This window comes from Amycolatopsis nivea (assembly GCF_004522235.1).
GTDB lineage: Bacteria > Actinomycetota > Actinomycetes > Mycobacteriales > Pseudonocardiaceae > Amycolatopsis > Amycolatopsis nivea.
On record NZ_SDLT01000002.1, the window covers coordinates 115,180 to 140,127 of the forward strand.

The 24,948-nt window shown below is 69.4% G+C and carries 25 protein-coding genes and 1 pseudogene; 14 read left to right on the forward strand and 12 right to left on the reverse strand.

The window, feature by feature from the left end:
- Positions 1 to 12 precede the first annotated feature (12 nt).
- From purM to EIZ44_RS02665, 3 genes are all read right to left on the reverse strand, one after another.
- Positions 13 to 1,083 (reverse strand): phosphoribosylformylglycinamidine cyclo-ligase, encoded by a 1,071-nt coding sequence (purM, locus tag EIZ44_RS02655; RefSeq protein WP_037808659.1) that lies wholly within the window; start codon positions 1,081 to 1,083, stop codon positions 13 to 15.
- Positions 1,084 to 1,114: 31 nt separating this feature from the next.
- Positions 1,115 to 2,653, reverse strand: a complete 1,539-nt coding sequence (gene purF / locus EIZ44_RS02660) for an amidophosphoribosyltransferase (RefSeq protein ID WP_037808661.1) — start codon at positions 2,651 to 2,653, stop codon at positions 1,115 to 1,117.
- 120 nt (positions 2,654 to 2,773) lie between these two features.
- Positions 2,774 to 3,256: a MarR family winged helix-turn-helix transcriptional regulator gene (locus EIZ44_RS02665; protein WP_134727628.1), complete on the reverse strand. Its 483-nt coding sequence runs from the start codon at positions 3,254 to 3,256 to the stop codon at positions 2,774 to 2,776.
- Between the two features lie 81 nt (positions 3,257 to 3,337).
- Between EIZ44_RS02665 and EIZ44_RS02670 the strand changes: the two genes are divergently transcribed.
- Positions 3,338 to 3,631: a DUF1330 domain-containing protein gene (locus EIZ44_RS02670; protein ID WP_134662128.1), complete on the forward strand. Its 294-nt coding sequence runs from the start codon at positions 3,338 to 3,340 to the stop codon at positions 3,629 to 3,631.
- A gap of 108 nt (positions 3,632 to 3,739) precedes the next feature.
- Here EIZ44_RS02670 and EIZ44_RS02675 read toward each other — a convergent pair whose 3' ends face one another.
- The 4 genes from EIZ44_RS02675 to EIZ44_RS02690 all read right to left on the reverse strand — a co-directional run bounded on the left by EIZ44_RS02675 (position 3,740) and on the right by EIZ44_RS02690 (position 6,271).
- Complete coding sequence (locus tag EIZ44_RS02675) at positions 3,740 to 4,132, reverse strand: hypothetical protein (RefSeq protein WP_037808664.1); 393 nt, start codon at positions 4,130 to 4,132, stop codon at positions 3,740 to 3,742.
- On the reverse strand, positions 4,119 to 4,358 hold the full coding sequence (locus EIZ44_RS02680) for a DUF397 domain-containing protein (protein ID WP_020664000.1): 240 nt from the start codon (positions 4,356 to 4,358) through the stop codon (positions 4,119 to 4,121). Before EIZ44_RS02680 ends, EIZ44_RS02675 begins: the two co-directional genes overlap by 14 nt.
- 485 nt (positions 4,359 to 4,843) lie before the next feature.
- The gene (locus tag EIZ44_RS02685) at positions 4,844 to 5,722 is read right to left on the reverse strand and encodes a helix-turn-helix domain-containing protein (RefSeq protein ID WP_134727629.1); all 879 of its coding nucleotides are present in this window, start codon (positions 5,720 to 5,722) and stop codon (positions 4,844 to 4,846) included.
- Positions 5,723 to 5,890: 168 nt separating this feature from the next.
- Entirely contained in the window at positions 5,891 to 6,271 is a 381-nt protein-coding gene (locus EIZ44_RS02690) for a sterol carrier family protein (RefSeq protein WP_106961382.1), read from the reverse strand.
- Positions 6,272 to 6,330: 59 nt separating this feature from the next.
- Between EIZ44_RS02690 and EIZ44_RS02695 the strand changes: the two genes are divergently transcribed.
- Entirely contained in the window at positions 6,331 to 6,984 is a 654-nt protein-coding gene (locus EIZ44_RS02695; RefSeq protein ID WP_037808668.1) for a type VII secretion system-associated protein, read from the forward strand.
- A 119-nt stretch (positions 6,985 to 7,103) separates the two neighbouring features.
- The gene (locus tag EIZ44_RS02700; RefSeq protein ID WP_240014529.1) at positions 7,104 to 7,892 is read left to right on the forward strand and encodes a lysozyme; all 789 of its coding nucleotides are present in this window, start codon (positions 7,104 to 7,106) and stop codon (positions 7,890 to 7,892) included.
- Positions 7,893 to 7,938: 46 nt separating this feature from the next.
- Here EIZ44_RS02700 and EIZ44_RS45860 read toward each other — a convergent pair whose 3' ends face one another.
- Entirely contained in the window at positions 7,939 to 8,073 is a 135-nt protein-coding gene (locus EIZ44_RS45860) for a hypothetical protein (protein ID WP_255443103.1), read from the reverse strand.
- Here EIZ44_RS45860 and EIZ44_RS02705 point away from each other — a divergent pair.
- The 4 genes and pseudogenes from EIZ44_RS02705 (at position 8,066) to EIZ44_RS02720 (ending at position 11,603) form a co-directional block, all read left to right on the forward strand.
- A complete protein-coding gene (locus EIZ44_RS02705; protein WP_134727630.1) occupies positions 8,066 to 8,956 on the forward strand; it encodes a lysozyme in 891 nt (296 codons plus the stop codon). The genes EIZ44_RS45860 and EIZ44_RS02705 overlap by 8 nt on opposite strands.
- Positions 8,957 to 9,145: 189 nt before the next feature.
- The gene (locus EIZ44_RS02710; RefSeq protein WP_134727631.1) at positions 9,146 to 9,985 is read left to right on the forward strand and encodes a hypothetical protein; all 840 of its coding nucleotides are present in this window, start codon (positions 9,146 to 9,148) and stop codon (positions 9,983 to 9,985) included.
- A 4-nt stretch (positions 9,986 to 9,989) separates the two neighbouring features.
- The gene (locus EIZ44_RS02715; RefSeq protein ID WP_134727632.1) at positions 9,990 to 10,925 is read left to right on the forward strand and encodes a pentapeptide repeat-containing protein; all 936 of its coding nucleotides are present in this window, start codon (positions 9,990 to 9,992) and stop codon (positions 10,923 to 10,925) included.
- A 34-nt stretch (positions 10,926 to 10,959) separates the two neighbouring features.
- Positions 10,960 to 11,603: pseudogene (locus EIZ44_RS02720) on the forward strand (nitroreductase).
- Positions 11,604 to 11,639: 36 nt separating this feature from the next.
- Here EIZ44_RS02720 and purL read toward each other — a convergent pair.
- Entirely contained in the window at positions 11,640 to 13,946 is a 2,307-nt protein-coding gene (purL, locus tag EIZ44_RS02725) for a phosphoribosylformylglycinamidine synthase subunit PurL (protein ID WP_043834676.1), read from the reverse strand.
- Between the two features lie 109 nt (positions 13,947 to 14,055).
- Here purL and EIZ44_RS02730 point away from each other — a divergent pair, with 109 nt between their 5' ends.
- From EIZ44_RS02730 to EIZ44_RS02745, 4 genes are all read left to right on the forward strand, one after another.
- The gene (locus EIZ44_RS02730; RefSeq protein ID WP_167753951.1) at positions 14,056 to 15,690 is read left to right on the forward strand and encodes an ABC transporter ATP-binding protein; all 1,635 of its coding nucleotides are present in this window, start codon (positions 14,056 to 14,058) and stop codon (positions 15,688 to 15,690) included.
- Positions 15,687 to 17,429 carry an ABC transporter ATP-binding protein gene (locus tag EIZ44_RS02735; protein ID WP_134727633.1) on the forward strand — a complete coding sequence of 581 codons (1,743 nt, stop codon included), beginning with the start codon at positions 15,687 to 15,689 and terminating at the stop codon, positions 17,427 to 17,429. The genes EIZ44_RS02730 and EIZ44_RS02735 overlap by 4 nt, the downstream gene beginning before the upstream one ends.
- A 107-nt stretch (positions 17,430 to 17,536) precedes the next feature.
- Positions 17,537 to 18,886, forward strand: coding sequence for an outer membrane protein assembly factor BamB family protein (locus EIZ44_RS02740; protein ID WP_134727634.1), 1,350 nt, complete (start codon positions 17,537 to 17,539; stop codon positions 18,884 to 18,886).
- A gap of 102 nt (positions 18,887 to 18,988) precedes the next feature.
- Positions 18,989 to 19,408, forward strand: a complete 420-nt coding sequence (locus tag EIZ44_RS02745) for a pyridoxamine 5'-phosphate oxidase family protein (RefSeq protein ID WP_037808689.1) — start codon at positions 18,989 to 18,991, stop codon at positions 19,406 to 19,408.
- A 52-nt stretch (positions 19,409 to 19,460) separates the two neighbouring features.
- Here EIZ44_RS02745 and purQ read toward each other — a convergent pair whose 3' ends face one another.
- Both purQ and purS read right to left on the reverse strand, forming a co-directional pair.
- The gene (purQ, locus tag EIZ44_RS02750; RefSeq protein WP_037808690.1) at positions 19,461 to 20,138 is read right to left on the reverse strand and encodes a phosphoribosylformylglycinamidine synthase subunit PurQ; all 678 of its coding nucleotides are present in this window, start codon (positions 20,136 to 20,138) and stop codon (positions 19,461 to 19,463) included.
- Positions 20,135 to 20,374 carry a phosphoribosylformylglycinamidine synthase subunit PurS gene (purS, locus tag EIZ44_RS02755; RefSeq protein WP_037808692.1) on the reverse strand — a complete coding sequence of 80 codons (240 nt, stop codon included), beginning with the start codon at positions 20,372 to 20,374 and terminating at the stop codon, positions 20,135 to 20,137. Before purS ends, purQ begins: the two co-directional genes overlap by 4 nt.
- 190 nt (positions 20,375 to 20,564) lie before the next feature.
- On the opposite strand from purS, the gene EIZ44_RS44570 reads away from it, so the two are divergent.
- The 3 genes from EIZ44_RS44570 to EIZ44_RS02770 all read left to right on the forward strand — a co-directional run bounded on the left by EIZ44_RS44570 (position 20,565) and on the right by EIZ44_RS02770 (position 23,699).
- On the forward strand, positions 20,565 to 21,227 hold the full coding sequence (locus EIZ44_RS44570) for a hypothetical protein (protein WP_051728637.1): 663 nt from the start codon (positions 20,565 to 20,567) through the stop codon (positions 21,225 to 21,227).
- 82 nt (positions 21,228 to 21,309) lie between these two features.
- Positions 21,310 to 22,890, forward strand: coding sequence for a GMC family oxidoreductase (locus EIZ44_RS02765; RefSeq protein ID WP_134727635.1), 1,581 nt, complete (start codon positions 21,310 to 21,312; stop codon positions 22,888 to 22,890).
- Positions 22,887 to 23,699, forward strand: a complete 813-nt coding sequence (locus EIZ44_RS02770) for a methyltransferase domain-containing protein (protein WP_134727636.1) — start codon at positions 22,887 to 22,889, stop codon at positions 23,697 to 23,699. Before EIZ44_RS02765 ends, EIZ44_RS02770 begins: the two co-directional genes overlap by 4 nt.
- On the opposite strand, the gene EIZ44_RS02775 is transcribed toward EIZ44_RS02770, so the two are convergent.
- Positions 23,696 to 24,880 (reverse strand): glycosyltransferase 87 family protein, encoded by a 1,185-nt coding sequence (locus tag EIZ44_RS02775; RefSeq protein WP_134727637.1) that lies wholly within the window; start codon positions 24,878 to 24,880, stop codon positions 23,696 to 23,698. The genes EIZ44_RS02770 and EIZ44_RS02775 overlap by 4 nt on opposite strands.
- Positions 24,881 to 24,948 lie beyond the last annotated feature (68 nt).

Below are 24,948 nucleotides of genomic sequence, written 5' to 3' on the forward strand. Positions count from 1 at the left end.
GGCAAGCGGCTTTCAGAACCGCGGGTGGTCGCCGGACAGCACCGCGCGCGGGCCGTCCGGGTCTTCGGCGGGCTGGATGTCGCCGAGGATCCACGCGGGCACGTGCCGCGCGGTGAGCACCGCCAGCGCCCGGTCGACGTCCTCGGCGGACACGATCGCGACCATGCCGACGCCCATGTTGAACGTCTTCTCCAGCTCCGCGCGCTCGACCTTGCCGCGCTGCCCGATCAGCGCGAACACCGGAGCGGGCGTCCACGTGCCGCGTTCGAGCTTGGCAACGAGGCCGCGCGGCATCACGCGCGCGAGGTTGGCCTCGAGACCGCCGCCGGTGATGTGCGCGAACGTGCGCACCTCGGTCTCGGCGACCAGCGCGAGGCAGTCCTTCGCGTAGATCTTGGTGGGCTCGAGCAGCTCCTCGCCGAGCGTGCGGCCGAACTCCTCGACGTGCCCGTCCAGCGGCATCCGCGCGATGTCCAGCAGCACGTGCCGGGCCAGCGAGTAGCCGTTGGAGTGCAGGCCGGACGAGCCCATCGCGATGACGACGTCGCCAGGGCGGACCTTCTCCGGCGACAGCAGCGCGGACGCCTCGACCGCGCCGACGCCGGTGGCCGACAGGTCGTAGTCGTGCTCGCCCATCAGCCCGGGGTGCTCGGCCGTCTCGCCGCCGAGCAGCGCGCAGCCCGCCTGGACACAGCCCTCGGCGATGCCGCCGACCAGCGCCGCGATCTTCTCCGGCACGACCTTGCCGACCGCGATGTAGTCCTGGAGGAACAGCGGCTCGGCCCCGGTGACGACCAGGTCGTCGACGACCATCGCGACCAGGTCGATGCCGACCGTGTCGTGCTTGTCGAGCGCCTGCGCGACCGCGATCTTGGTGCCGACGCCGTCGGTCGACGACGCGAGGATCGGCTCTTTCCACTTGTCGAGCTTGAGCGAGAAGAGCCCGGCGAAACCGCCGACCCCGCCGCGCACCTCGGGCCTCGTCGCCCGCTCAGCGTGTGGCTTGAGCAGCTCGACGGCCTGGTCACCGGCGTCGATGCTGACCCCGGCGGCTGCGTACGTGGCGCTCGTGGACTCGCTCACGGAAGCGGACTCCCTACTGGACATGCTTGGTTCACGGACGCCGGACGGCGTCTTCGGCACCGTACCCGGCGGCGCTGACGGGAGTCGCCGCGCCACCGGCGGCGTCCATGCTCTCGAGCAGGTGCTTGCCGATGAGCGCGTCCTCGGGCAGCGGAATCGGGTACTCGCCGGAGAAGCAGGCCGTGCACAGCCGCGACTTCGGCTGCTCCGACGCCGCGACCAGGCCGTCCAGCGAAATGTAGCCGAGCGAATCGGCTCCGATCGAACGGCGGATGCCGTCGAGGTCGACGCCGTTGGCGACGAGTTCGGCCCGCGACGCGAAGTCGATGCCGTAGAAGCACGGCCACCGCACCGGCGGCGACGCGATCCGCACGTGCACCTCGAGCGCGCCCGCCTCGCGCAGCATCCGCACGAGCGCGCGCTGAGTGTTGCCGCGGACGATCGAGTCGTCCACCACGACCAGGCGCTTGCCGCGGATGACGTCGCGCAGCGGGTTCAGCTTCAGCCGGATGCCAAGCTGCCGGATGGTCTGCGACGGCTGGATGAAGGTGCGCCCGACGTAGGCGTTCTTGACCAGACCGGTGCCGTACGGCAGGCCGGAGCCCTGCGCGTACCCGATCGCGGCCGGGGTGCCGGACTCCGGCACCGGCATCACGAGGTCGGCGTCGACCGGATGCTCGGCGGCCAGCTTGCGGCCGATCTCGACGCGCGTGGCGTGCACGCTGCGGCCGGCGATCGACGTGTCCGGACGGGCGAGGTAGACGTACTCGAAGACGCAGCCCTTGGGCTCCGGGTTCGCGAACCGCGACGAACGCAGCCCCTCGGCGTCGATGGCGATCAGCTCGCCCGGCTCGACCTCGCGCACGAACGACGCGCCGCAGATGTCGAGCGCGGCGGTCTCGCTCGCCACGACCCAGCCGCGCTCCAGCCGACCGAGCACCAGCGGGTGCACGCCGTGCGGGTCGCGGGCCGCGTACAGGGTGTTCTCGTCGGCGAAGACCAGGCAGAACGCGCCCTTGAGGGTCGGCAGCAGGTCCAGCGCGGCGGCCTCGATGCCCTTGTCCGCGGCGTTCGCGGCGAGCAGCCCGCAGACGAGGTCGGAGTCGCTGGAGGACCCGGTGAGCCCGGCGTGCGGCTTCAGCCCCGCGGCGACCGTGCGATCGCGCAGTTCGGCGGTGTTGACCAGGTTGCCGTTGTGCGCGAAGGACAGGCCGCTGCCGGTGTCGGTGGTGCGGAAGATCGGCTGGGCGTTCTCCCAGATCGTGGCCCCGGTCGTGGAGTACCGGCAGTGCCCGACGGCGATGTGTCCCTGCAGGGACTGCAGGACCTGCTCGTCGAAGACCTGGCTGACGAGCCCGAGGTCCTTGAAGACGACGATCTGCGAGCCGTCCGAGACGGAGATGCCCGCTGCCTCCTGCCCGCGGTGCTGCAGGGCGTAGAGACCGTAGTAGGTGAGCTTGGCGACTTCTTCCCCGGGAGCCCAGACGCCGAAGACGCCGCACTCCTCACGGGGTTCCGGTTCGGGTTGATCTTCGGGTCGATCAGTACTGGCGGAGGGGTCGGAAACCACCGGGAAGCTCCCAGGAAGACGTGGGCGGGCCGAGTCCAAGTGTAAGGGGTGGATGAGGTGGGGGGCCGGTCCACGGCGTGGTTCTGCCCACTACGGGGGAGGATTTCCGGAGCGGTGCTCTCAGTTCAGGCCAGTGGTCTTGGACTGGAGTGGGCGCTTCGCCCCTTCTCGACTCCGGCTCTCGAGCTCTGCCAGGTGCGCCAGCGCCGGAAGCGCCGCCGCCAGGGCCTCGACCTCGTCGTCGGCGAGTTCGTCGATCAACCGCGCGTACGCGTCGACGCCCGCCTGACGGCGCGTTTGGACGTACGCCTCGCCAGCCTTGGTCAGCGACACCAGCGTGACCCGCTTGTCGGACGCGTCGCGCCTCCGCTCGACCAGCCCGGACTCCTCCATCGCGCGGACCAGGACGGTCATCGCGGGCTGGGTGACGCCCTCGGCCACGGCCAGATCGGTGATCCGTCGCGGGCCGCACCGGTGCAGGGTGGCCAGGGTGGCGGCGGACGTGACGCTGAGGTCGCGCGGAAGGCGTCTCGCGGCCCTGGTGGCCAGCTCGTAGAGGGCCGACCCGATCGCAGCGCCGCGAGTCGCGTCTTGACGGCTCATGCGGGAAGCATAGACTATTTATATTAATCCTTTATGCATCCCCGCCGGCCGGACGCGTCCGGCCGAACACAGGAGGTTTCCGTGGCCAAGGGCTACTGGGTCAGCGTCTACCGCGTCATTTCCGACCCGGAGAGGCTGGCCGCTTACAACAAGCTGGCCGCCGCCGCGGTCCAGGCCGCGGGCGGTCGGGTCCTCTCCCGCGGCGGCAGCCGAGTCGTCGTCCACGAGTCCGGAATCCCGGAGCGCGTCGTGCTGATCGAGTTCGACAGCTTCGAAGAAGCCGTGGCGGCCTATGAGAGCGAGGCGTACCGGGAAGCGCTGGCAACCCTCGGCGACGCCGTCGAGCGCGACTTCCGGATCATCGAAGGCGTCTGACCGACCAGCACGGGCCAGAAATGAGCCAGGCCCCGCACGAAGTGGATTGGGCCACTTCGTACGGGGCCTGAAATCAGGGGCACCGATGGGGACAGCGCGGAGGGTGGATCAGCGGGCGGCCAGCCACTTCGAGCGGCCGCCTCGGCCCGGGACCCAGCAGCCGTTCGCGGAGGCTGCCGCGGCGGGGGCCGGCTGGCGCTCGGGGAGGGCCAGTACTTCGCCCAGCACCTGGCTTGCTTCGCCGCGCGAGCGCCACAGGGTGGACGCCGGGGCGAAGATGTTCTGCTCGCTGCCAGGGAGGCGCGTGGCCTCGACGTCGTCTTCGGCGTTCAGCCGGACGACGTCCACCACGTTGTCGTGCACTCGCACTCCGACCACGGCCTGCACTTCGCCCGCTCCGTCCGTCGGGTGGACGAACTGGTAACCGCGGGCGATGAGTCGCTGCAGGCCCTGCTCGATGTCGAAGGCGGAGCCCACGACGGCGGCCTCAGCCGAGGACATCGTCGAATTCGCCGTCCTTCGCGCCGGCGAGGAAGGCGGCCATCTCCGCGCGCGTGTAGACGAGCGCCGGGCCCTCCGGGAAACGGGAGTTCCGCATCGCGATCTCGCCCGAGGTCAGCGGGGCTACTTCGACGCAGTTGCCCACCGCACCGCTGTAGCTCGCCTTGCGCCACTGGGCGCCGGTCAGACGGTCGGCCGGAATACCGTTCTCGAACCGCTCAGCCATGATGCCACCTTCCGGGAAGGACGATGAAAAGCTCAGGAATCTGCATGTGCATCTGCCTGTGACTTCGACGCTAGCACGCGCGCATGCAGCGGTAAATGCACGTGCAGAATTTTCTGCAAATTTCTCACTGCGTGACGACACGGTTCAGTAGAAGTTCCCAGACAGGTGATTCGAGCACTACCCGAACGGGCTAATTATTACCCCGGGTCACGATATTGGCGGCCTGATAACGCACCGCGTTCGTGACTCGCCGCCGCCGGGTGCAGCGGGTGAATACGGAACACTTACCGTGACGGCCGGAGCAGCGATAGGAAGCGTGCGACCGGGTCAGTGGAAGGCAGTTTCCGGACTTATGCACGCTCGGTGAGGAGAATGGGGCGGGGGCGTTCTCTATTCGACTACCCCTGCCTCGGATGGGCGGGACGAATTCTCGGCAGAGAGAATTTCGCCGAGGCGATCCCCCGGCGCGAGGAAGAGCGGAGAGCTTAGATCTCGGCCTTGCGCTTGGCGATGCGGGCCCGGCTGCGTTCCGGGGTCTCCGCGTCGACGGCCAGCAGGTCCAGCGCGCGGCCGTACTTCTCGATCTCGTCGCGCTTGTCGAGGTAGTGCGCGCCGGTCAGGTACTCGACGTAGACGATGTTCGGCAGTTCCGCCTCGGCGAAGCGCAGCAGCGAGAACGCGTGCTCGGCTGACAAACCGCTTCGGCAGTACGGCAGGATCTGCACCGACACGTGCGGCAGCGTGGTGACCTCGAGCAGGTACTCCAGCTGCTGCCGGAACACCTTCGGTCCGCCGATCGGCCGGTACAGCACCGATTCGTCGAGCACCGCCCAGATGCGCGGCGCGTCCGGGCGGGCCAGCATCTTCTGCCGCCGCATGCACAGGGCCACCAGCTGGTCGACGCGTTCGTCGGCCATTTCCGGACGGCCGTGGCTGAAGATCGCTCGCGCGTAGGGCTCGATCTGCAGCAGGCCCGACACGAACAGCGGCTCCCAGATCTGGATCCGGGACGCCGCTTCCTCAAGGCCGACGAGATCGGTGAACCAGCCGGGCACCGTCTCCCCGAACTTGCGCCACCAGCCCGCTTCGTTCGACTGCTTGACCATGTCGAGGAACGCTTTGCGCTCCTCCTCGTCGGAGACGCCGTACATGGTGAGCAGGTCGGCGACGTCGCGTTCCTTGAAGCCGACGCGGCCGAGTTCCAGCCGGGAGATCTTGGATTCCGAACCGCGGATGTTGTAGCCCGCCTGCTGGCGCGTGATCCCGGCTTCCTCGCGCAACCGGCGAAGCTGCGAGCCGAGGATCATCCGGCGCGCTGTCGGGCCGAGGCTCTGCTCGCCGGCGGACACGCCTACCGCGTTCATGACCAGGGCCCTTCCATCGCCGCTCGTTCGTCACGGGAATCGAAATCCGACTACCCAAAGTACACGCAAGGCACTGCCCCGGACAGCGTGGCACAGGCCTCGGCTCAGGGGATTCTACGGAGTGTGTGCCTCAGAAGACACTCCGGAGAGAACAATTGCCGCGGAAAATCAGATTCGCACGACCGGGAGCCAGTGCGCGAGGTCCGCGCGGCTGCCCGAGGCGGACACCCGGGCGGCGCCGAGCGCGTCGTCCCAGTCCAGGAGGCCGGTGGCCAGTTCGAGCCACGTCCGCGGGTCGGTCTCGACGACGTTGGGCGGCGTGCCGCGGGTGTGCCTCGGGCCCTCGATGCACTGCACCGCGGCGTATGGCGGCACCCGGACCTCGACCGTGTGCCCCGGCGCGTCCTGCGCGAGCGTCCGCAGGGTCGCGCGCACCGCGGCGGCGAGCTCGGCGCGGGCCGGATCCGGTCCGGAACCACGCAACCAGTCCGAAACGGCCAGCACCGCCGCTCGTAACTGAGCGGGATCGACCGAACGCGAAGAGGCCATGCGACAACAGTAGAGTGGCCGCGGACGGACTTTCAGGCACCCGGCACCGAGGGACGGCGATGGCGCAGCGGGACGAGGCAGATCGGATGGTTTCCCGGACCCCGGCGGGCAAACGCGCGCGCCGGAACGCGTACCCCCGCCGCGGGCCGCAGGGAAAACCCGAGATCACTCCCGAGATGCGGGCCAACGCGCGGACGAACCCGAACAGCTGGCTGTATGTCATCGACGAGGCCTTCGACGCCCGCGGTCCGGTGCCGTCGTGGGCGGTCGTCGGCGCGTATCCGGTGAACGGGACGGGCGAGGTCGTCGAGGACTTCCACCCCAACGACCGGTACCGGCCCTCGCCGAAGGCGCTCGGTTTTCCCGAGCCGCGCAACGAACTCGAGCGGCTGCTGCAAATGGTCCGGACCGAACACCGGCCCGCCGAGGACCTGCCGCGCGTCATCCTCGATTCGACGCTGCTGGTCTACGCCCTGTCCCCGGTGCAGCGCACGGTGATCGGCTTCCACAACGCCGACGGACGGGTCATGGTCCCGGCGTACACGTCGAAGTCGCTGGTGCCGCGCGAATGGCCGCACGCCCGCGCGGTGCTCGGCCGCGACATCGTCGGGCTGCTCGCCGGACATCCGCTCGCGGTCAACCCGCACGACCTGATCACCGCCGTCGTGCCGGCCGAGCACCTGATGAAGGCGCTGGCCGAAGAACGGCGCTGACCTGGGCAGACCACACTGCCGAGTGATCATGATTCGCCGAAACCCGCTCGCCCGGGCATCGTGACGCAGTAGGAGTACACGCGTCCGGTGAGGAGCCCTGGGTGAAGCGTCATCTGCTGCTGCGCTGGAGCGCGGTTCTCTTCGCCGGGATCACCGGCACGTCCCTGTGCGAAACGGCGCAGGCGGCGCCGAGCTACGCCGGGGCCGCGGACAACTACGCCGGTTCGCAAATCGCGAAGCACGAAGGCGTTCTGGGAGCGCCGAACATCTCGTACACGACACAGGACCAGTACCTCGGCCACGACGTCAGCGGACACCAGGGCCCGGTCGACTGGCCCGCCGCGGCGGGAGCGGGCGCGAAGTTCGTGTACGTGAAAGCGACCGAGGGCACCGGGTTCGTCAGCGGGCAGTTCGCCCAGCAGTACAACGGTTCCTACCAAGCCGGGATCGTCCGCGGCGCCTACCACTTCGCGCGCCCGGACGTGTCCGACGGCGCCGCGCAGGCCAACTACTTCCTCGCGCACGGCGGCGGCTGGTCGGCCGACGGCAAGACGCTGCCCGGCGCACTCGACATGGAATACAACCCCTACGGCGAAACGTGTTACGGCAAGGACGCGAACGGGATGGTCGCGTGGGTCCGCGCGTTCTCCGACACCTATCGCGCCCGCACCGGACGGCTGCCGACGATCTATACGTCGACCAGCTGGTGGAAACGCTGCACCGGAAACAACCCTTCTTTCGGAGGGAATCCGCTCTGGATCGCGCGCTACAACTCCTTCATCGGCGAACTCCCCGCGGGCTGGGGACAGCACGCCATCTGGCAGTTCTCGAACAGCGGCGCCCTGCCCGGCGACCAGAACTGGCTCAACGGAACCCAGTCAGCCCTGCGCAATCTGGCATTCGGGTGAACGTTCGTGACGCGGTCACGAATTAGTCATCACCGCTCGATGAAAATCACCCACTCGCCCATTCATCTTCACGGAACTTGATGACAAACGACGATTCGTCCTCAAGAATCTCCCCCGTGGCGGCTACCTGCACATAGCCGCCCTCCGCGAGGGTATCTGTGAAGGGATCGACGATGTCCACTTCCCGAAGAGGGCGGCGCGGCGCGCTGCTTTCCGCTCTGACCGTCCCGGTTGTCGCGCTCCTGCTCGGCGCTTCGACCGAGGCGACGGCCGCCCCGGCGGCTTCCCCGCTTTCGGCGCGGGAGATCAACTCCGTCAACGCCGACATCCAGGCGAACAACCACACCATGGGGTCGCAGATCCGGCGCGTCGAGGGGGATCACTCCACTCCCGAGACGAAAGCCGCCGCACAGCAACCGCAACCCGCCGCCGCTCTGCCGAACCAGGTGGCGGCCACCGTCGCGGGCATGGACGTCGCCAGCTATCAGGGCAACGTCAACTGGGCCAACTGGTGGGGCCAGGGCAAGCGATTCGTCTGGACCAAGGCGACCGAGAGCACGAGCTACACGAACCCGTACTTCGCCCAGCAGTACAACGGTTCCTACAACCAGGGCTTCATCCGCGGCGCCTACCACTTCGCCACCCCGAACACCTCGAGCGGCGCGGCGCAGGCGACCTACTTCGTCGCGCACGGCGGCGGCTGGTCAGGGGACGGCAAGACGCTGCCCGGCGCGCTGGACATGGAGTACAACCCCTACGGCGCGACCTGTTACGGGCTGAGCAAGGCGTCGATGACGGCGTGGATCAAGGACTTCCACGACACCTATCACGCGAAAACGGGCCGCTGGCCGGTGATCTACACGTCGACGAACTGGTGGAACCAGTGCGTCAGCGGCGATTTCTCCAGCACCGCGCCGCTGTGGGTCGCGCGGTACGCGTCCTCGGCCGGAACGCTTCCGTACAACTGGGGCTACTACACCGTGTGGCAATACACCTCGAGCCCGCTGGACCAGGACACGTTCAACGGCGCCTACGACCGGCTGCAGGCACTCGCCAACGGCTGACCTGAGGGCGCGCACGGACGCGGCTCCCGGTTCTCCCCTCCTCCTGCCGGGCGGGGCGGCCGGGAGCCGCTTTTGTGCGAGCTTTGCCCGCCTTGCACAATGCAGACCTGGGGCGGAGACGGAACCGCCTGGGCCGGCGGGGCGTCAGACCGCGGCGCGAGTCGGTGCAGCAGGAAGGCGGAACCGGACATGACTTACCCACCGCAGCCCGGACAGGGCGGGGACCCCTACGGCCAGGGCTGGCAGCAGCCCGGCTCGGGCGGGGTGCCGCAGCAGCCGGGGTGGGACCCCAACCAGGCCCAGCAGCCGGGCGGATACCCGAACCCCCAGCAGCAGCAGCCCGCCTGGGATCCGAACGCCCAGCAGCAGCAGGGTTGGGACCCGAACGCTCAGCAGCAGTACCCGGGGTACCAGCAGCAGCCGTACGGCGGCACCCAGCAGTTCCCGCAGCAGGGCTGGGACCAGGGGCAATACCCGGGCGGACCGGGCGGCGAGCCGCCGAAGAACAACAAGACCGGCCTGTGGATCGGCATCGCCGTCGCGGTCGTCGTGGTGGTCGCGCTCGGCATCACCGGGTTCGTCGCGCCGGGGTTCTTCCTCAGCAAGGACGACAAGGGCACCACGCAGGCGCAGCCGCCCGCCCCGGCCCCGTCGCAGTCGTCGGAGGCTCCGCTGCCGAGCGACTCGTCGTCGCCGTCCACGGATTCGAGCGACGACCCCGATTCGGGCGGCGCGTCGGGCGAGGCGAAGCAGGTCATCGACGACTTCCTCGCGAAGCTCAACGCCAAGGACGCGGCGGGCGCGACCGCGATGGCCTGCCAGGGCACCGAGAGCATGTCGAAGCGCAGCATCGACGAGACCACCAGCGGCGACCCGCAGCTCACGCTGAGCAAGGTCACCCCGGGCAGCGCCACGACGAGCGCCCGGATCACGGGCAAGCTGTCGGGCAAGGACGCCAGCGGCACGATGGTCATCATGAACCGCAGCGGCGGCTACTGCGTGGGGCTGTACCTGATCCTCGCGTTCTGACCCGGTGCGCTCGCCGCTGCTGTGGACGTTGATCGCGTCCGTGGCACTGCTGTGCGGGGTCGGCGGCTGGTTGCTCGCCGACCCCGCGACAAGCCGTAGTGAAGCGTTGAAAACGGCCGGTCTCGCCGGTGGCGCGGTCGTGGCGCTGTACGCATTGTGGCTCAACGATCGCCGCCGCCGCGTCGAGGAGGCGCGGCAGGTGATCGAGCAGCAGCGGCACGACGTCGACCGCGAGCGGATCTCCGACGAGCGGTTCGCCAAGTCGGTCGAATTGCTGGGCCACGAGGCCGATCAGGTGCGGGTCGGCGCGTTGCACGCGCTGGCCGGGCTGGCGCGGACGCGGCCGGAGTATCGGCAGACCGTGCTGGACGTGCTGTGTTCTTATCTGCGGCGGCCGTTCATGCACGGCCGTTACGAGGGCGCGGAAGGCACCGCCGAAGAGGAACGCGAGCTGCAGGTGCGGCTCACCGCGCAACGGCTGATCCGGGATCTGCTGCCACCGTCCGATGTGGACGGACCGGGTCCGGACCTCGATCTGACCGGCGCGGTGCTGGAGTATTTCGACCTTTCCCGCCGTCGAATCGGCGGCCTGCTGTTGCGGCACGCTTCGCTGTACAGCAGCACGAACCTCAGCGGCTCTGTCTTCACCGGGCAGGCTTATTTCACCGCCGCAGGTACGGGCCCTGGCCGCCTGGTGGGCGTTTTCCGTTGCCGCAACGCGACTTTTCTCGACCGGGCCTGGTTCTCCGGTACCGAATTCTCGGAACGGGCCAATTTCTCGCACACCACGTTCGCCGGTCCGACCACCTTCAAGGGCGCGACCTTCGCGAAGGAAGTCCTTTTCGACGGGACAGCGTTCTCCGGTCCGGTGGAGGCAGCGCTGCCGGACGGCTGGAAGCTGGATCCGCAGAATGGCGGCTATGTCGCGGTGCCGATCTGAGTAGCATCAAGAAACCGTGGACGTCTACGAAGCGGTGCGTTCCCGGCGGTCGGTCCGCGGCTTCCTCGGCAAGCCAGTACCCGGCGAAGTCCTGACCCGAGTCCTCGCCACGGCCTTGCGCGCCCCTTCTGGGGAAATCTGCAGCCGTGGCGGGTTTACGTCTTGACCGGCGCGAAGCTGGCCGAGCTGAAATACCTGGTCGGGCAGCGCATCGCGGACGGCGACACCGGCGATCCGCCCCAGGTGCTGCCCTATCCGCAAGTGTTGCCCGAGCAGTACGCGCGGCGGATCGAGGAGCTGGGCGCGCTGCGCTACGGCGCGGTCGGGGTCGCGCGGGAGGATTACGCGGGCCGGGAGCGGGTCCGGGTCCGGAATTGGGACTGCTTCGGTGCTCCGGTCGCGCTTTTCTGCTACTTGAACGAGCAGATGCTTCCGCCGCAATGGCTGGACGCGGGGATGTTCCTGCAGACCGTGATGCTGCTGCTGCGCAAGGAAGGGCTCGACAGCTGCGCGCAGATCGCGTGGGGCCGGTACCACCGGAGCGTCACGGAGATCGCGGAGCCGCCGCCCGGATATGTCCTCGGCTGCGGCATGTCGATCGGGTACGCGGATCCCGATGAGCCCCGGCCGGCGATTCCCCGGGCAGAGCTGGCGGAGGTGGTCACCTTCCGCTCGTGAGTGCCGGCGCCGGTCCGCGCCGGCACTCACGAGGGCTCAGTCGAACAGCGCCGGCAGGGTCTTCTCCCAGGTCTCGCGCAGTTCCTCAAGGGAGAACTCGGTGACGCCCTGGATCTCCAGCGTCCCGGAATCCGGGTCGACGACGCCGGTCTTGCGCCACGGCAGACCGCGCGCGGTGCACATTTCGGTGAACCGCAGCTCTTCCGTGCGCGGGACCGCCACCAGCACGCGACCGGACGACTCGGAGAACAGCTGCACGAACGGGTCCTGGTCGCGGTCGAGGAACACCCGGGCCCCGCACTGTCCAATGAGGACAGTCTCGGTGAGCGCCTGTGCCAGACCGCCGTCGGCGAGGTCGTGCGCGGCGGAGATCATGCCGTCGCGCGAACCGGCGACCAGGACGTCGGCCAGCAGCTTCTCGCGGGCCAGGTCCACGCGGGGCGGGACGCCGCCGAGGTGCCCGTGCAGTTCGCGGGCCCAGGCCGAACCGTCCAGCTCGTCGTGGGTGTCGCCGAGCAGCAGCAGCGTCTCGCCTGCTTCCGCGCCGATGCCGGTGGGGATGCGGCGGGTGACGTCGTCGATCACGCCGAGCACCGCGATCACCGGGGTCGGCAGGATCGCCGTGTCGCCGGTCTGGTTGAAGAAGCTGACGTTGCCGCCGGTGACCGGGATGCCCAGCTCGACGCACGCGTCGGCGAGACCGTGCACGGCCTGCTCGAACTGCCACATCACGCCCGGGTCGGTCGGGGCGCCGAAGTTGAGGCAGTCGGACACCGCGACCGGGGTCGCGCCGCCGGTGGCGACGTTCCGGTACGCCTCGGCCAGCGCGAGCTGCGCGCCGCGGTACGGGTCGAGGTAGACGAACTTCGCGTTGCAGTCGGTGGCCACCGAGACGCCGCGGTTGCTCTCCTCGTCGATCCGGATCATGCCGGAGTCGGACGGCTGGGACAGCACCGAATTGCCGCGCACGTAGCGGTCGTACTGCGCGGTCACCCATTCCTTCGACGCCTGGTTCGGCGACGCGATGAGCTTCAGGAAGTCCGCGCGCAGTTCCTCGGGCGTCGACGGACGCGGGAGCTTCGCGGAGGTGTCGGCGATGAGGCCGTCCTGGAACGCCGGGCGCTCGATCGGGCGGTCGTACACCGGGCCCTGGTGCGCGACGGTGTGCGCGGGCACGTCGACCACGATCTCGTCGTTCCAGGTGATGACGAGGTGCTCGCCGTCGGTGACCTCGCCGATGTCGGTGGCGATGACGTCCCACTTGGCGCAGACCGCCATGAACGCCTCGACGTTCTCCGGCGCGACGACCGCGCACATGCGCTCCTGCGATTCGCTGGAGAGCACCTCGGCGGGCGTCATCCCGGTGGCGCGCAACGGAACCCGGTCGAGGTAGATGTGCATGCCGCCGTCACCGGCCGCGGCCAGCTCGGACGTCGCGCACGACAGCCCGGCCCCGCCGAGGTCCTGGATGCCGACGACCAGCTTCTCGCGGAACAGGTCGAGACAGCACTCGATGAGCACCTTCTCGGTGAACGGGTCGCCAACCTGCACGCTGGGCAGCTTCCGCCGGCCGGACGCGGATTCGTCGCCGGAGAAGGTGTCGCTGGCGAGCACGGACACGCCGCCGATGCCGTCGAGACCGGTGCGCGCGCCGAACAGGATGATCTTGTTGCCCGAACCGGAGGCGAACGCCAGGTGCAGGTCCTCGGTGCGCATCGCCCCGACGCACAGCGCGTTGACCAGCGGGTTCCCCGCGTAGGAGGGGTCGAAGACCAGCTCGCCGCCGATGTTCGGCAGGCCGAGGCAGTTGCCGTAGCCGCCGACGCCCGCGACCACGCCGGGGAGCACGCGCTTGGTGTCCGGCGCGTCGGCCGGGCCGAAGCGCAGCGCGTCCTGCACCGCGAGCGGCCGCGCGCCCATCGCCATGATGTCGCGCACGATGCCGCCGACGCCGGTGGCCGCGCCCTGGTACGGCTCCACATAGGACGGATGGTTGTGGCTTTCCACCTTGAAGGTGACCGCCCAGCCGTCGCCGATGTCGACCACGCCCGCGTTCTCGCCGATGCCGGCCAGCATCTTGGCCTTCATCTCGTCGGTGGCGGTTTCGCCGAAGTAGCGCAGATGCTTCTTCGAGGACTTGTAGGAGCAGTGCTCGCTCCACATCACCGAGTACATCGCGAGCTCGGCGTCGGTGGGCCGGCGGCCGAGGATTTCCCGGATCCGCGCGTACTCGTCTTCGGCGAGGCCGAGTTCGACGTACGGCTGGCTCGTTTCCGGGGTCGCCGCGGCCACTGCGGTGGTGTCAACTGTGCTGGTCACGGTATCCGTGTCAGGGTTCGCCACGGCCTTAAGACTACGTGTCGGCCGGGTCACACCCACAGCCGCCCGGCCTGCTCGCGCGGGGCATAAATGAGTCGCGCCGGAGCCTCCCGGCGGCTTAGCGTCAATGATCGTGCTTTCCGCCACGTACCGCTTCCCCGACATCCGGCTCCCGGAACGTCCGACGCCGGTCCGGTATCTGCTGGCGGTCCTGCGCGCACGGCCGGGGCTCGTCCTCGCCGCGATCGTCACCGGGGCCGGCTGGTCGCTGCCGAGCGCCCTGCTGCCGCTGGTGATCGGCCGGGGCGTCGGGGCGATCGCCGACGGCGACTCGTCCGCGCTGTGGCGCTGGGCGCTGCTCGCGGGCGTGCTCGGCGTGACGCAGGCGCTGCTCGGCACCGGGCTGCACTTCGCGTCGTACGGCATGTGGATCCACGGGGCGGGCTCCACCCAGCGCCTGGTCACCGACCACACGACCCGGCTCGGCGCGTCCCTGCGCGACGCCACCACCACCGGCAACGTCGTCGCGGTCACGTCGTCGGACATGAACTGGGTCGGCAACGCGTTCGAGGTCATCGGCCGCACGTTCGGTTCGATCGTGGCGTTCGTGGTCATCGGGATCGCGATGCTCGGCACCTCGCCGGTGCTGGGCACGGTCGCGCTGGTCGGCGTCCCGCTCGCGGTGCTCGGCATCGGTCCGCTGCTCGCGCCGCTGCAGAAGCGGAAAACCGCGCAGCGGGAGAACCTGAGCGAGGTGAACGCACTCGGCGCGGACATCGTGTCCGGGCTGCGGATCCTGCGCGGTGTTGGCGGCGAACGGCGATTCCTCGCCCGGTTCCGCGACGCGAGCCAGCTGGTGCGGCGCTCCGGCGTCGAGGTCGGGCGCAGCGAATCCTGGCTGGCGGGCGCGGAGGTCTTGCTGCCGGGGCTGGTCACGGTGGCGATCACCTGGCTGGGCGCACGGCTCGCGCTCGACGGCACGATCAGCGTCGGCGAACTGGTGGCGTTCTACGGCCTTTCGGCGTTCCTGGTGGTGCCGGTCGCCACGGCGACCGAACAGGTCAGCTCGCTCAGCTCGGGTCTGGTCGCGGCGCGCAAGGTGTGCGGGTTGCTGGCCCTGCGGCCGAAGCTCGCCGAGCCGGTGTCGCCGCTGCCGCTGCCGGACGGTCCGCTGGAGCTGGTGGACACCGCCAGCGGCATCCGGATCGCGCCGGGCAAGCTGACCGTCGTCGATCTTGGTGCCGAGGCGGAGGCGATCGCCGCGCGGATGAGCCGGTTCGCCGACGCGGACGAGGGCGAACAGGTGCTGGTCGGCGGAGTGCCCGCGGATCGCGTCGCGCTCGCCGAACTGCGCAGGCGCGTGGTGTACGCGCACAACCAGGACCTGTGGTTTTCCGGGGTGCTGCGCGATCAGCTGACTCCGGAGCACCCGCGCGGGGTCGACATCTTCGCGGCGCTGCACGCGGCGGACGCCGAGGACATCATCGAGGCCTTGCCGCGCGGCGTCGACGAGCTGATCGGCGAACGCGGCCGCGAGGTGTCCGGCGGGCAACGACAGCGGCTGAGCCTGGCCCGCGCGCTGGCGATCGACCCCGACGTGCTGCTGCTCGACGAGCCGACGTCGGCGGTCGACGCGCACACCGAAGCCCGGATCACCCAGCGCGCCAAGGAATTGCGGACCGGCAGGACCACGGTGGTGTTCAGCCAGAGTCCACTGTGGAGGAACGTGGCCGACGAGGTCGTGCACGGAAAGGCAGTGACGGTATGACGACGCGGCTCCCGCTGGCGTCGAAACGCGAAGTGCGGCGCTGGGCGAAACGCGTAGCGGTCGAGCACCGGCGCGAGTTTTCCGTGATGCTCGGGCTGTTCTGCCTGGCCACCGTGGTCGGGCTGGCCGGGCCGCAACTGCTCGGCAGGCTCGTGGACGGCGTGGTCGAGCACGGCACGACGCTGCGGGTCGACCTGCTGGCCGTGGCGTTCGTGGCGGTGCTCGTGCTGCAGGCGTGGGCGAGGAAGGCGGCGCGGCTGCGCGGCCGGATGTTCGGCGAACGGGTGCTCGCGCAGACCCGCGAACGGTTCGTCACGAACGCGCTCGGCCTGCCGCTGAGCACCGTCGAGGCGGCCGGCACCGGCGACCTGCTCAGCCGGGCGACCAGCGACATCAACCGGCTGGACGTCGCGGTGCGGTTCGCCGCGCCGGAAATCCTGATCGCCGCGGTGACGGTGCTGTTCACCACCATCGCGATGATCGTGACGTCGCCGCTGCTCGCGCTGGCCCTGCTGGTGGCGATTCCGATCCTGGTGCCGGTGAACATCTGGTACCAGCGGAAGATCCCGAGCGCGTTCGCGTGGATGCTCGACCGCTGGGGCGACCTGCAGTCGACCACCCACGAGACCGTGGAGGGCGCGCGGACCTCGGAGGCGCTCAGCCTCACCGAACGGCGGGTCCGCGCCGGGTACCACGCACTCGACCAGGCGACGCTCGGCGAACGCCGGATGCGGGCGCTGCAGATGCGCTGGCTGCCGTCGCTCGAGATCAGCTACGTGCTGCCGATCGCGGCGCTCCTGCTGCTGGGCTTGTTCGCCTACAGCCAGGGCTGGGCCGGGCTCGGCACGATCACGACGATGCTGGCGTACGCGCAGGCGATGACCGCGCCGCTCAGCGAGGCGCTGTTCTGGCTGGAGGACTTGCAGGTCGCGATAGCCGCGACGCGCCGGATCATCGGCGTGCAGCCGGCCGAATCGGCGGACAAGATCACCGACGTGCCGCGCGGACGCGACATCGAGGTGCGCGACGTCCGGTTCGGCTACACCTCAGACCGCGAGGTGCTGCACGGCATCAGCCTGAGCGTGCCGCGAGGGGAACGGCTGGCGATCGTCGGACCGTCCGGTGCGGGCAAGTCGACGCTGGGCAGGCTGCTGGCCGGGATCTCGGCCCCGACGGCGGGTTCGATCCGGGTCGGCGGCACCGAGGTGTCGACGCTCGCGGACGACGTGCTGCGCGGCGAGGTGCTGCTGCTGACGCAGGAACACCACACGTTTTCCGGGACGCTGCGGGAAAACCTGGCCCTGCCTGCCCGGCGCGGCGGCGGGGACTGGACCGACGAGGAACTGCTGGACGCGCTCGCGTCCGCCGGCGCCGCGGAGTGGGCGGCCGGACTGCCGGACGGGCTGGACACCAAGCTCGGCTCGGGCGCGTACGCGGTTCCGGCCGGTCTCGCGCAGCAACTGGCGCTGGCCAGGGTCGTCCTGGCCGACCCGCACACGCTGGTGCTGGACGAGGCGACGTCGCTGCTGGACACCGGTTCGGCGCGCGAGCTGGAACGGTCGCTGAACGCGGTGCTCGAAGGCCGCACGGTGATCGCGATCGCGCACCGGCTGCACACGGCCACGGCGGCGGACCGGGTCGCGGTGGTCGAGGGCGGCACCATCACCGAACTCGGCCCGCACCAGGACCTGATCGCGGCGGGCGGCCCGTACTCGCGACTGGTCGCGGCGGCGAGCTGAAGGGCGATTCCCGGTCGACAAATCCGAAGCGGTGAAAACCGTGGCGGAACTTTGGGGGAATCAGATTTCCCCAAATACACTACCCGCATCTAAGGGGGGAGCGGGTAGTGACTGACAAAAAGGGTGGCCGGTGGGCCGTCCTCGGAATCTCGGCATTTCTGGCAGCTGTGGTGATCGCGGCGATCGCGGTACCGCTCGCGCTCAACAGCGGCACGGTGTCCGGTCACGCGATCGCGGTGTCCCAGCCAGGTCCGTGGCAGCTGGGATCGGACCGGGTCCCGCCGTACGACAACGGCATCGATTCCTGGGTCGTGGGCGACGATCTGGTGCTGGTGAACGACACCTATGCGGTCGCGTACGCACGGAGCGACGGAAAGGAACGTTGGCGGATCCCCTCCCCCGCCGGCCATTTCTGCGGGGCGAGCACCTCTGTCGTCGACAATCACATCGCCGTCGGTTATGGGGATCTCTGTTCGAGCGCGGCTGTACTGGATGTCAACGCGGGAAAGCTGCTGTGGCAGCGAGCGATGCCCATCACCTCGTCGGGGAGCCCGTCGCAGGCGAAACTCGACGAGCACGCAGTGCTGGAGATCGTCGGCGGTTCGGTCGTGGTCGTGCACTACCAGCAACTGCTCGGGCTGGACGCGGCCACCGGCGCCGTCCGCTGGTCCGAGGTCACGCCACCGACCGACGAGAAGGTGTACTCGAACTGCATCCCGTCGGACGGGCTGCCGCGGAGCGCGGACTTCGTGCTGCTGTCCCACTGCAGCGCCAAGGACGCCGGCGACAGCTTGTACGTCGCCGTTGCCGTCGATCCCGCGACCGGGAAAACCAAGCAGCACAACGAGTTCGTGAAGAGCAAGTCCTACCTCACGATGGCGTGGGTGAGCGCGTCGCCGCTGGTCGCCTACGTCAGCGACGCATCGAAAGGGATGTACGCAACTCTCGACGACTCGCTCGAACCGGTTTCCACCATCGATGCCGGAGACGCGTTGAACGGCTTCATGGGCGACGACGGATTCGGCTACAGCCTGAGCGGGGCCTCCAATGGCACGTCACATCGACGTTCGCGAGCACTCGTCACGGGCACCACGATGATCGCGCTGACCAGCCCGCAGAAGCCCAACCGCCTCGCCGCGTTCGACCTCCGCACCGGCGCCAAACGCTGGGAAGTCCCGGCACCCGGCGGCGGCATTGTCGCGGCGCCGCTCGCGGTGGACAACGGGCAGGTGATCGCCGCGGTCTCCGCCGGCCAGGACGGTCCTGAGCAGCACATCGTCAAGTTCTCCCTGGACACCGGAGCTGTGACACCCGTGCGCACGGTCTCGCTCACGGGTCCCGGCAATCGCAGCTTGGCACCGTGGTTCTGCCGCTTGTTCTGGGCAGACGGGGTCGTTTACGGAGTCCGCGCGATCTACACCGCACAGTCCACGGCACTGGTCTTCCGGCTCGGCTGAGCACGGCCGTCCCGGCCCGAGCCCCGAGACCGGAATGTCCGCCGGGCGTCCGGCGTTGGCCTCAAGCGGATCCTGATCTTCCTAGCCTGGGGGTGACGCCGGATGGCGGTCATGACGGTGGACGAACGAGAGAAGTTCCTCGCGGAGCAGCGAGTGGGCGTGCTGTCGATCGGCCGGGAAGGCGCGGCCCCGCTCGCCGTGCCGGTTTGGTACGACTACGAGCCCGGCGGCGAACTGCTGATCTGGATGGACCGCGGATCGGCGAAGGACCGGGCGATCGAGGCGGCGGGCAAGCTGAGCCTCACGGTGCAGCAGGAAACCCAGCCGTACAAGTACGTGACGGTGTCCGGTCCGGTCGTGGACCGGTCCTCGGCTCCGACGGAGGAGCAGGCGCTCGCCATCGCCTCGCGGTACGCGCCCGAGGCCGAGGCGCGGAAGTTCGTCGAGGGCTCGCTGACGGAGAACTCGGTGCTGGTGCGGGTGCGCACCGAGCGCTGGCTCTCCAGCGACCACAGCAAGTAACGCGAAAGGGGCCCCGGGAAGTTTTCCCGGGGCCCCTTTCGCGGTGCTTGGCTCAGGCCTTCACGAGCGCGTCGACCGCGCTGTAGAACATGCCGAGACCGTCGTCGGACGGACCGGTGAGCGCGTCGATCGCGTGCTCCGGGTGCGGCATGAGACCGACCACGCGGCCGTTCTCGCTGGTGACGCCCGCGATGTCGTTGCGGGAGCCGTTCGGGTTGCCGCCGACGTAGCGGAACGCGACCCGGCCCTCCGCCTCCAGCATGTCCACAGTGGACTGGTCGGCGACGTAGCAGCCGTCGTTGTTCTTGAGCGGGATCAGGATCTCCGCGCCCGCCTCGTAGCGCGTGGTCCACGCGGTGGCGTTGTTGTCCACGCGAAGCCACTGGTCGCGGCACACGAAGTGCAGGCCGACGTTGCGGATCATCGCCCCGGGAAGCAGACCGGCCTCGCACAGGATCTGGAAGCCGTTGCAGATGCCGAGCACCGGCATGCCCTTGTGCGCGGCGTCGATGACCGAGGACATCACCGGCGCGTAGCGGGCGATCACGCCGGCGCGCAGGTAGTCGCCGTAGGAGAAGCCGCCGGGGACGACGACCGCGTCGACGCCCTTGAGGTCGTCGTCGGCGTGCCAGAGCGAAACCGCCTCGGCGTCGGCGTAGCGGACCGCGCGGGCGGCGTCGCCGTCGTCGAGCGTGCCGGGGAAGGTGATGACGCCGATGCGGGCGCTCACGCCTCCACCCGCCGGATGGTCCACTGCTCGATCACCGGGTTGGCGAGGAAGCCCTCGGCCATCTTGGCCAGCGTCTCGTCATCGACGTCGTCGTCGACCTCGAGTTCGAAGTGCCGCCCCTGGCGCACGTCGGCGACCCCGGAGAAGCCGAGCCGCGGCAGCGCGCGCGCCACCGCCTGGCCCTGCGGGTCGAGGATCTCGGGTTTGGGCATGACGTCGACAACGACTCGAGCCACGGCTGGCTGCTCCTTATTTCTGCAGGTCGTGGGTGCACGGGAAGCGTACTTCACCAGCCTGCTCGGCAGACAGACCGGTATCGAGGGGGAGACGTGAACCACCCGCCGCAAGGCCCGTATCCGCAGCAGGGCCCTTATCCGCCGCGCGGACCGCAGCAGGGGCCGCCGCCTGGGCAGTTTCAGCAGCTGGGTGACGCCGGGCTTCTTCAAGGAGAAGCTGGACACGACGTCGCAGGGAACGCCGGAGCAGCTGGCCCAGTCGGTCGCCAACTCGATCACCGAGCAGACCGGGCTGAATGAGCTGTGGTGCAGGATCCGGTCGAAGCGGTCCTACACCGCCGAGCAGACCTTCCGGAGCGCGAAGGGCGACGCGAAGATCAGCAACGCGGTGCATCTGACCGGCCAGCAGGAGCGCGCGGCGACGATCACCGCCGGCGACCTCACCTACGGGATCGCGATCATCCCCAGCGACAAAGGCTGGTGTGTGCGCGACACCAAATCGGGTGGCGAACCGGCTCCGCTGGCCAGCCTGTCGACGGATCCGAAGCCGCGGCCCCCGGTGAAGAACGGCACGGACGCCGCGACCAGGTTCATCGACGCGGTCAACGCGCGAGACATCCCGGCGGCGCTGTCGGTCATGTGCCAGGACACCACTCGCAACGGCACCCAGCAGTGGATCTACGGCGAAACCAAGCTCACCCCGCGCAAGACGGACGTGCTGACCTCCGCGGGCCGGACCATCGTGCACCTCGACACCAAGGTGGACGACGTGACCGGAGAGGGCCGGGTGGAGACCGACGACGATGCGGCGGACGGCGTGTGCGTCACCGTCTTCGATGCCACTTCTGACTGATCGGTTTTCCGGCGACTTGCGCGTAGCGTGACCTGCGCCATGATGTGTCGTTGACAGGGTGTCAACACCACCGGGAGGCAGCGTGCCAGAGCAGGACTCCTTCGACTACGTGATCGTCGGCGCGGGCAGCGCGGGCTGCGTGCTGGCGAACCGGCTGAGCGAGGACCCGTCCGCGCGGGTGCTGCTGCTCGAGGCCGGCGGCGAGGACACCGCGGACGAGGTCCGGATCCCGGCGGCGTTCGCGTCGCTGTTCAAGACGAAGTGGGACTGGAACTACGAGACCGTCGAGCAGAAGCACACCGGCAAGAAGGAGTACTGGCCGCGCGGCCGGATGCTCGGCGGCTGCTCGTCGATCAACGCGATGATCTACATCCGCGGCAACCGCGCCGACTACGACGGCTGGCGCGATGCGCACGGAGCCACCGGCTGGGGCTGGGACGACGTGCTGCCGTACTTCAAGCGCGCCGAGGGCAACCAGCGCCTCGGCGGGCCGCTGCACGGCACGGACGGCCCGCTGCACGTCGAGGACCGGCGGTTCACCCACGAGCTGTCGCACGCGTGGGTGGACAGCGCGGTCGCGTGGGGGCTCAAGCACACCGACGACTTCAACGGCGAGTCGCAGGAGGGGGCCGGGCTCTACCAGGTCACCTGCAAGCGCGGCCGCCGCTGGTCCACCGCGGACGCTTACCTGCGGCCCGCGTTGTCGCGGCCGAATCTGACCGTGCGGACGAACGCGCAGGTCACGCGGGTGGTTTTCGAGGGCACCCGAGCGGTCGGGGTGTCCTATCTCGACAAGGGCGTGCCGACGACGGTCCGGGCGGACGCCGAGGTGCTGCTGTCCGGCGGGGCGATCAACTCGCCGCAGTTGCTGATGCTGTCCGGCGTCGGTCCGGCCGAACATCTGCGCGAACTGGGCATCGACGTGGTCGCCGCGCTGCCCGGCGTCGGCGACAACCTGCACGACCACCCGGCGGTCGGCGTGATCTGGTCGACGAAGGGCACGACCGACATCGCGGACTCCGCGACGCCCGCCGGACTGGTGCGCTACCAGCTGACCAAACGCGGCCCGCTCGCGTCGAACATCGGCGAGGCGGGCGCGTTCTACTCGACCCGCGACGGGCTGGCCGCGCCGGACATGCAGATCCACGTGGCCCCGACGTTGTTCTACGACAACGGAATGCGCGAGCCCACGTGTCCGGGCTTCACGTCGGCGGCCACGCTGGTCGACGTCGCGAGCCGCGGGCGGCTGCGGCTGAAGTCGGCGAATCCGATGTGGAAGCCGGAAATCGACCCGGCTTACTACGCGGAGTCGATCGATCTGGAGTCGGTGAAGTCCGCTTTGCGGTCGCTGATCGAGATCGGACGGTCGGGTCCGCTGGCGAAGTTCCTGGACCGGCCGTTCCTGCCGGCGACGCATGAGCTGTCGGACGAGGCGTTGACCGAGCACGTCCGGCAGAACACGCAGACGCTGTACCACCCGGTCGGCACGTGCGCGATGGGCAGCGGCGAGCACGCGGTGGTCGACCCGGATCTGAAGGTGCGCGGGGTTACGGGGCTGCGGGTGGTGGACGCTTCGGTGATGCCCGTGGTGCCGCGCGGAAACACGAACGCACCGACGATCATGGTGGCGGAAAAGGCGGCTGATCTGATTCGGGCTCGATGACCGCTCTGTCAACCTGGCGGGATCTGCTTGCCGCCTGGGCGATTCCGGATACCGTGCACCCTCCGGAATCGCCGTGGGTCCTGCCGCGCGAGGTGTTCCTGCGGCGAGCCGATCAGCAGATCGCGGCACCGATCGGGGCGACCTATCAACTGGCCGCCGAAGCGTTGCAGGAACCAGGCACGGTGCTCGACATCGGCGCGGCGGCCGGGGCGGCGAGCCTGTCCCTGGTCGGCCGGTCGAACGTCACCGCGGTGACGGCGTTGGACACCGACGACGAGTTGCTCGCGGCGTTCGCCGAGCGGGCCGCGGGCGTGGAGCATCGGCTGTTGTCCGGCCGGTGGCCCGATCTTGCCGACGAAGCCGGCGTGGCGGACGTTGTCGTGTGCGGGAACGTGGTTTACAACGTCCCCGACCTGGCTCCGTTCGTCGCGGCGCTCACCGCGGCGGCGCGGCGGCGGGTGGTGGTCGAGACGGCCGCGCGGCATCCGTTGACTGAGCTTAATCCGCTGTGGCACCGGTTTCACGGCATCGAGCGACCGGCTGGACCGACTGCTGGGGACTGTCTCGCGGCGCTCGCGGAAGTGGGGATCGAGCCGGAAGTCGTGGAATGGCGGCGGCCGCCGGAGCCGGAGTACGCGGAGTTCGCGTCCACAGTGGACGTCGTACGGCGGCGGTTGTGCCTGCCTGCCGACGCGGCCGGCGAGGTCGAGCGGGCCTTGCTGGAGATGGGGATCGATCCGGAGATGCCACCAGATCTCGGGTCGTCCGGCCGGGATCTGGTGACGCTGGTTTGGCCCGGTTCCGCCTAACGGACCCGTTCGAGTTCGGGGACCCGGGCGAACTGCACCGCGAACAGTTGCCAGGCAAGGAAACCCAAGCCGAGAAGGACATAGGCGTCGCCGACGAGGTGCTGCCACGGTTCCCACGCGAGTTCCCGCATCCCGCTGGAGGGCACAAAAGTGTGCGGCGCGGCGATGAAAACCGACGCGCCCGCGGCCAACGCGGCGGCGGCGCGAAGCGTGCGGACGCGCGCGGCGAGGATGAGCGTCGCGGGCACCACCCAAACCCAGTGGTGCGACCAGGAAATCGGGGACAGGACGAGCACCGCGGCCGCGTTGACGACGAAGCCGAGCGAACTGTCGACGCGCCGCATGACAAGTACGGCGGCGACCAGGACGAACGCGGACAACGCCAGCCACAGCAGGTCGTGGGCCGGCGGCAGCAGGGCGAGGCGGTTGAGGGCGCCTTGGATGGTCTGGTTGGTCGCGTAGGGCGAGCCGCTGAAGCCGTCGGCACCGGTGAGGCCGCCGCCGAAGAAGTACTCGGCGGACGCGCGCGGGGCGATCAGGAAGCCGAGCAAGGTCGCTCCGGCACCGGTGAGCAGGGCGTTGCGGACGGCGCGGAAATCCTTGGCGAGCAGGAAGAAAAGGAGGAAACCAGCGGGCGTCACCTTGATCGCGGCGGCCAGGCCGACGAGGATTCCGCGCGGCCAGCGAGGGTTGGGCGCCAGGCAATCCACGGCGACCAGTGCCATCAGGACGAGGTTGATCTGTCCAAAGCCGATGGTGGAGCGCACGGGCTCGAAGGCAAGCGCCGCAACGGTGAGCGCGGACGCGGCGACGGCCGTGGACTGGCGATTCCAGTTGCGCCACAGGTGGCGGACCGTGGTGTACAAGACCACCCAGAGCGACGCGGCGGAGAGGACGTCGAGCAGAACCGACGCGATCGAGAGCGGCGGGAGCGCCAGGGCCGAGAAGAGCATCGCGGCGAACGGCGGGTAGATGAACGGCAGCATCGACCCGGCTGTGGTGGTCGGGAGCGGGCCGTAAAGGTCGCCGCCTTGGACGGCCGCGTCCGCACCGAAGCGGTAGACCTGCAGGTCAACCGGGTTGAAGCTGCTGATGACGGCCGCGATGCCCGCGACGACGGCTACCGCGCCGAGTGCGGACAACCAGGCGAGGATCCGCCCGGACTTTCCTTGAAACCACATACGGGCGGCGATTGTAGCTGCCTGCTCGACGGGCGGGTGGGCTGTTCCGGATGACTGTTTTCCCGGAA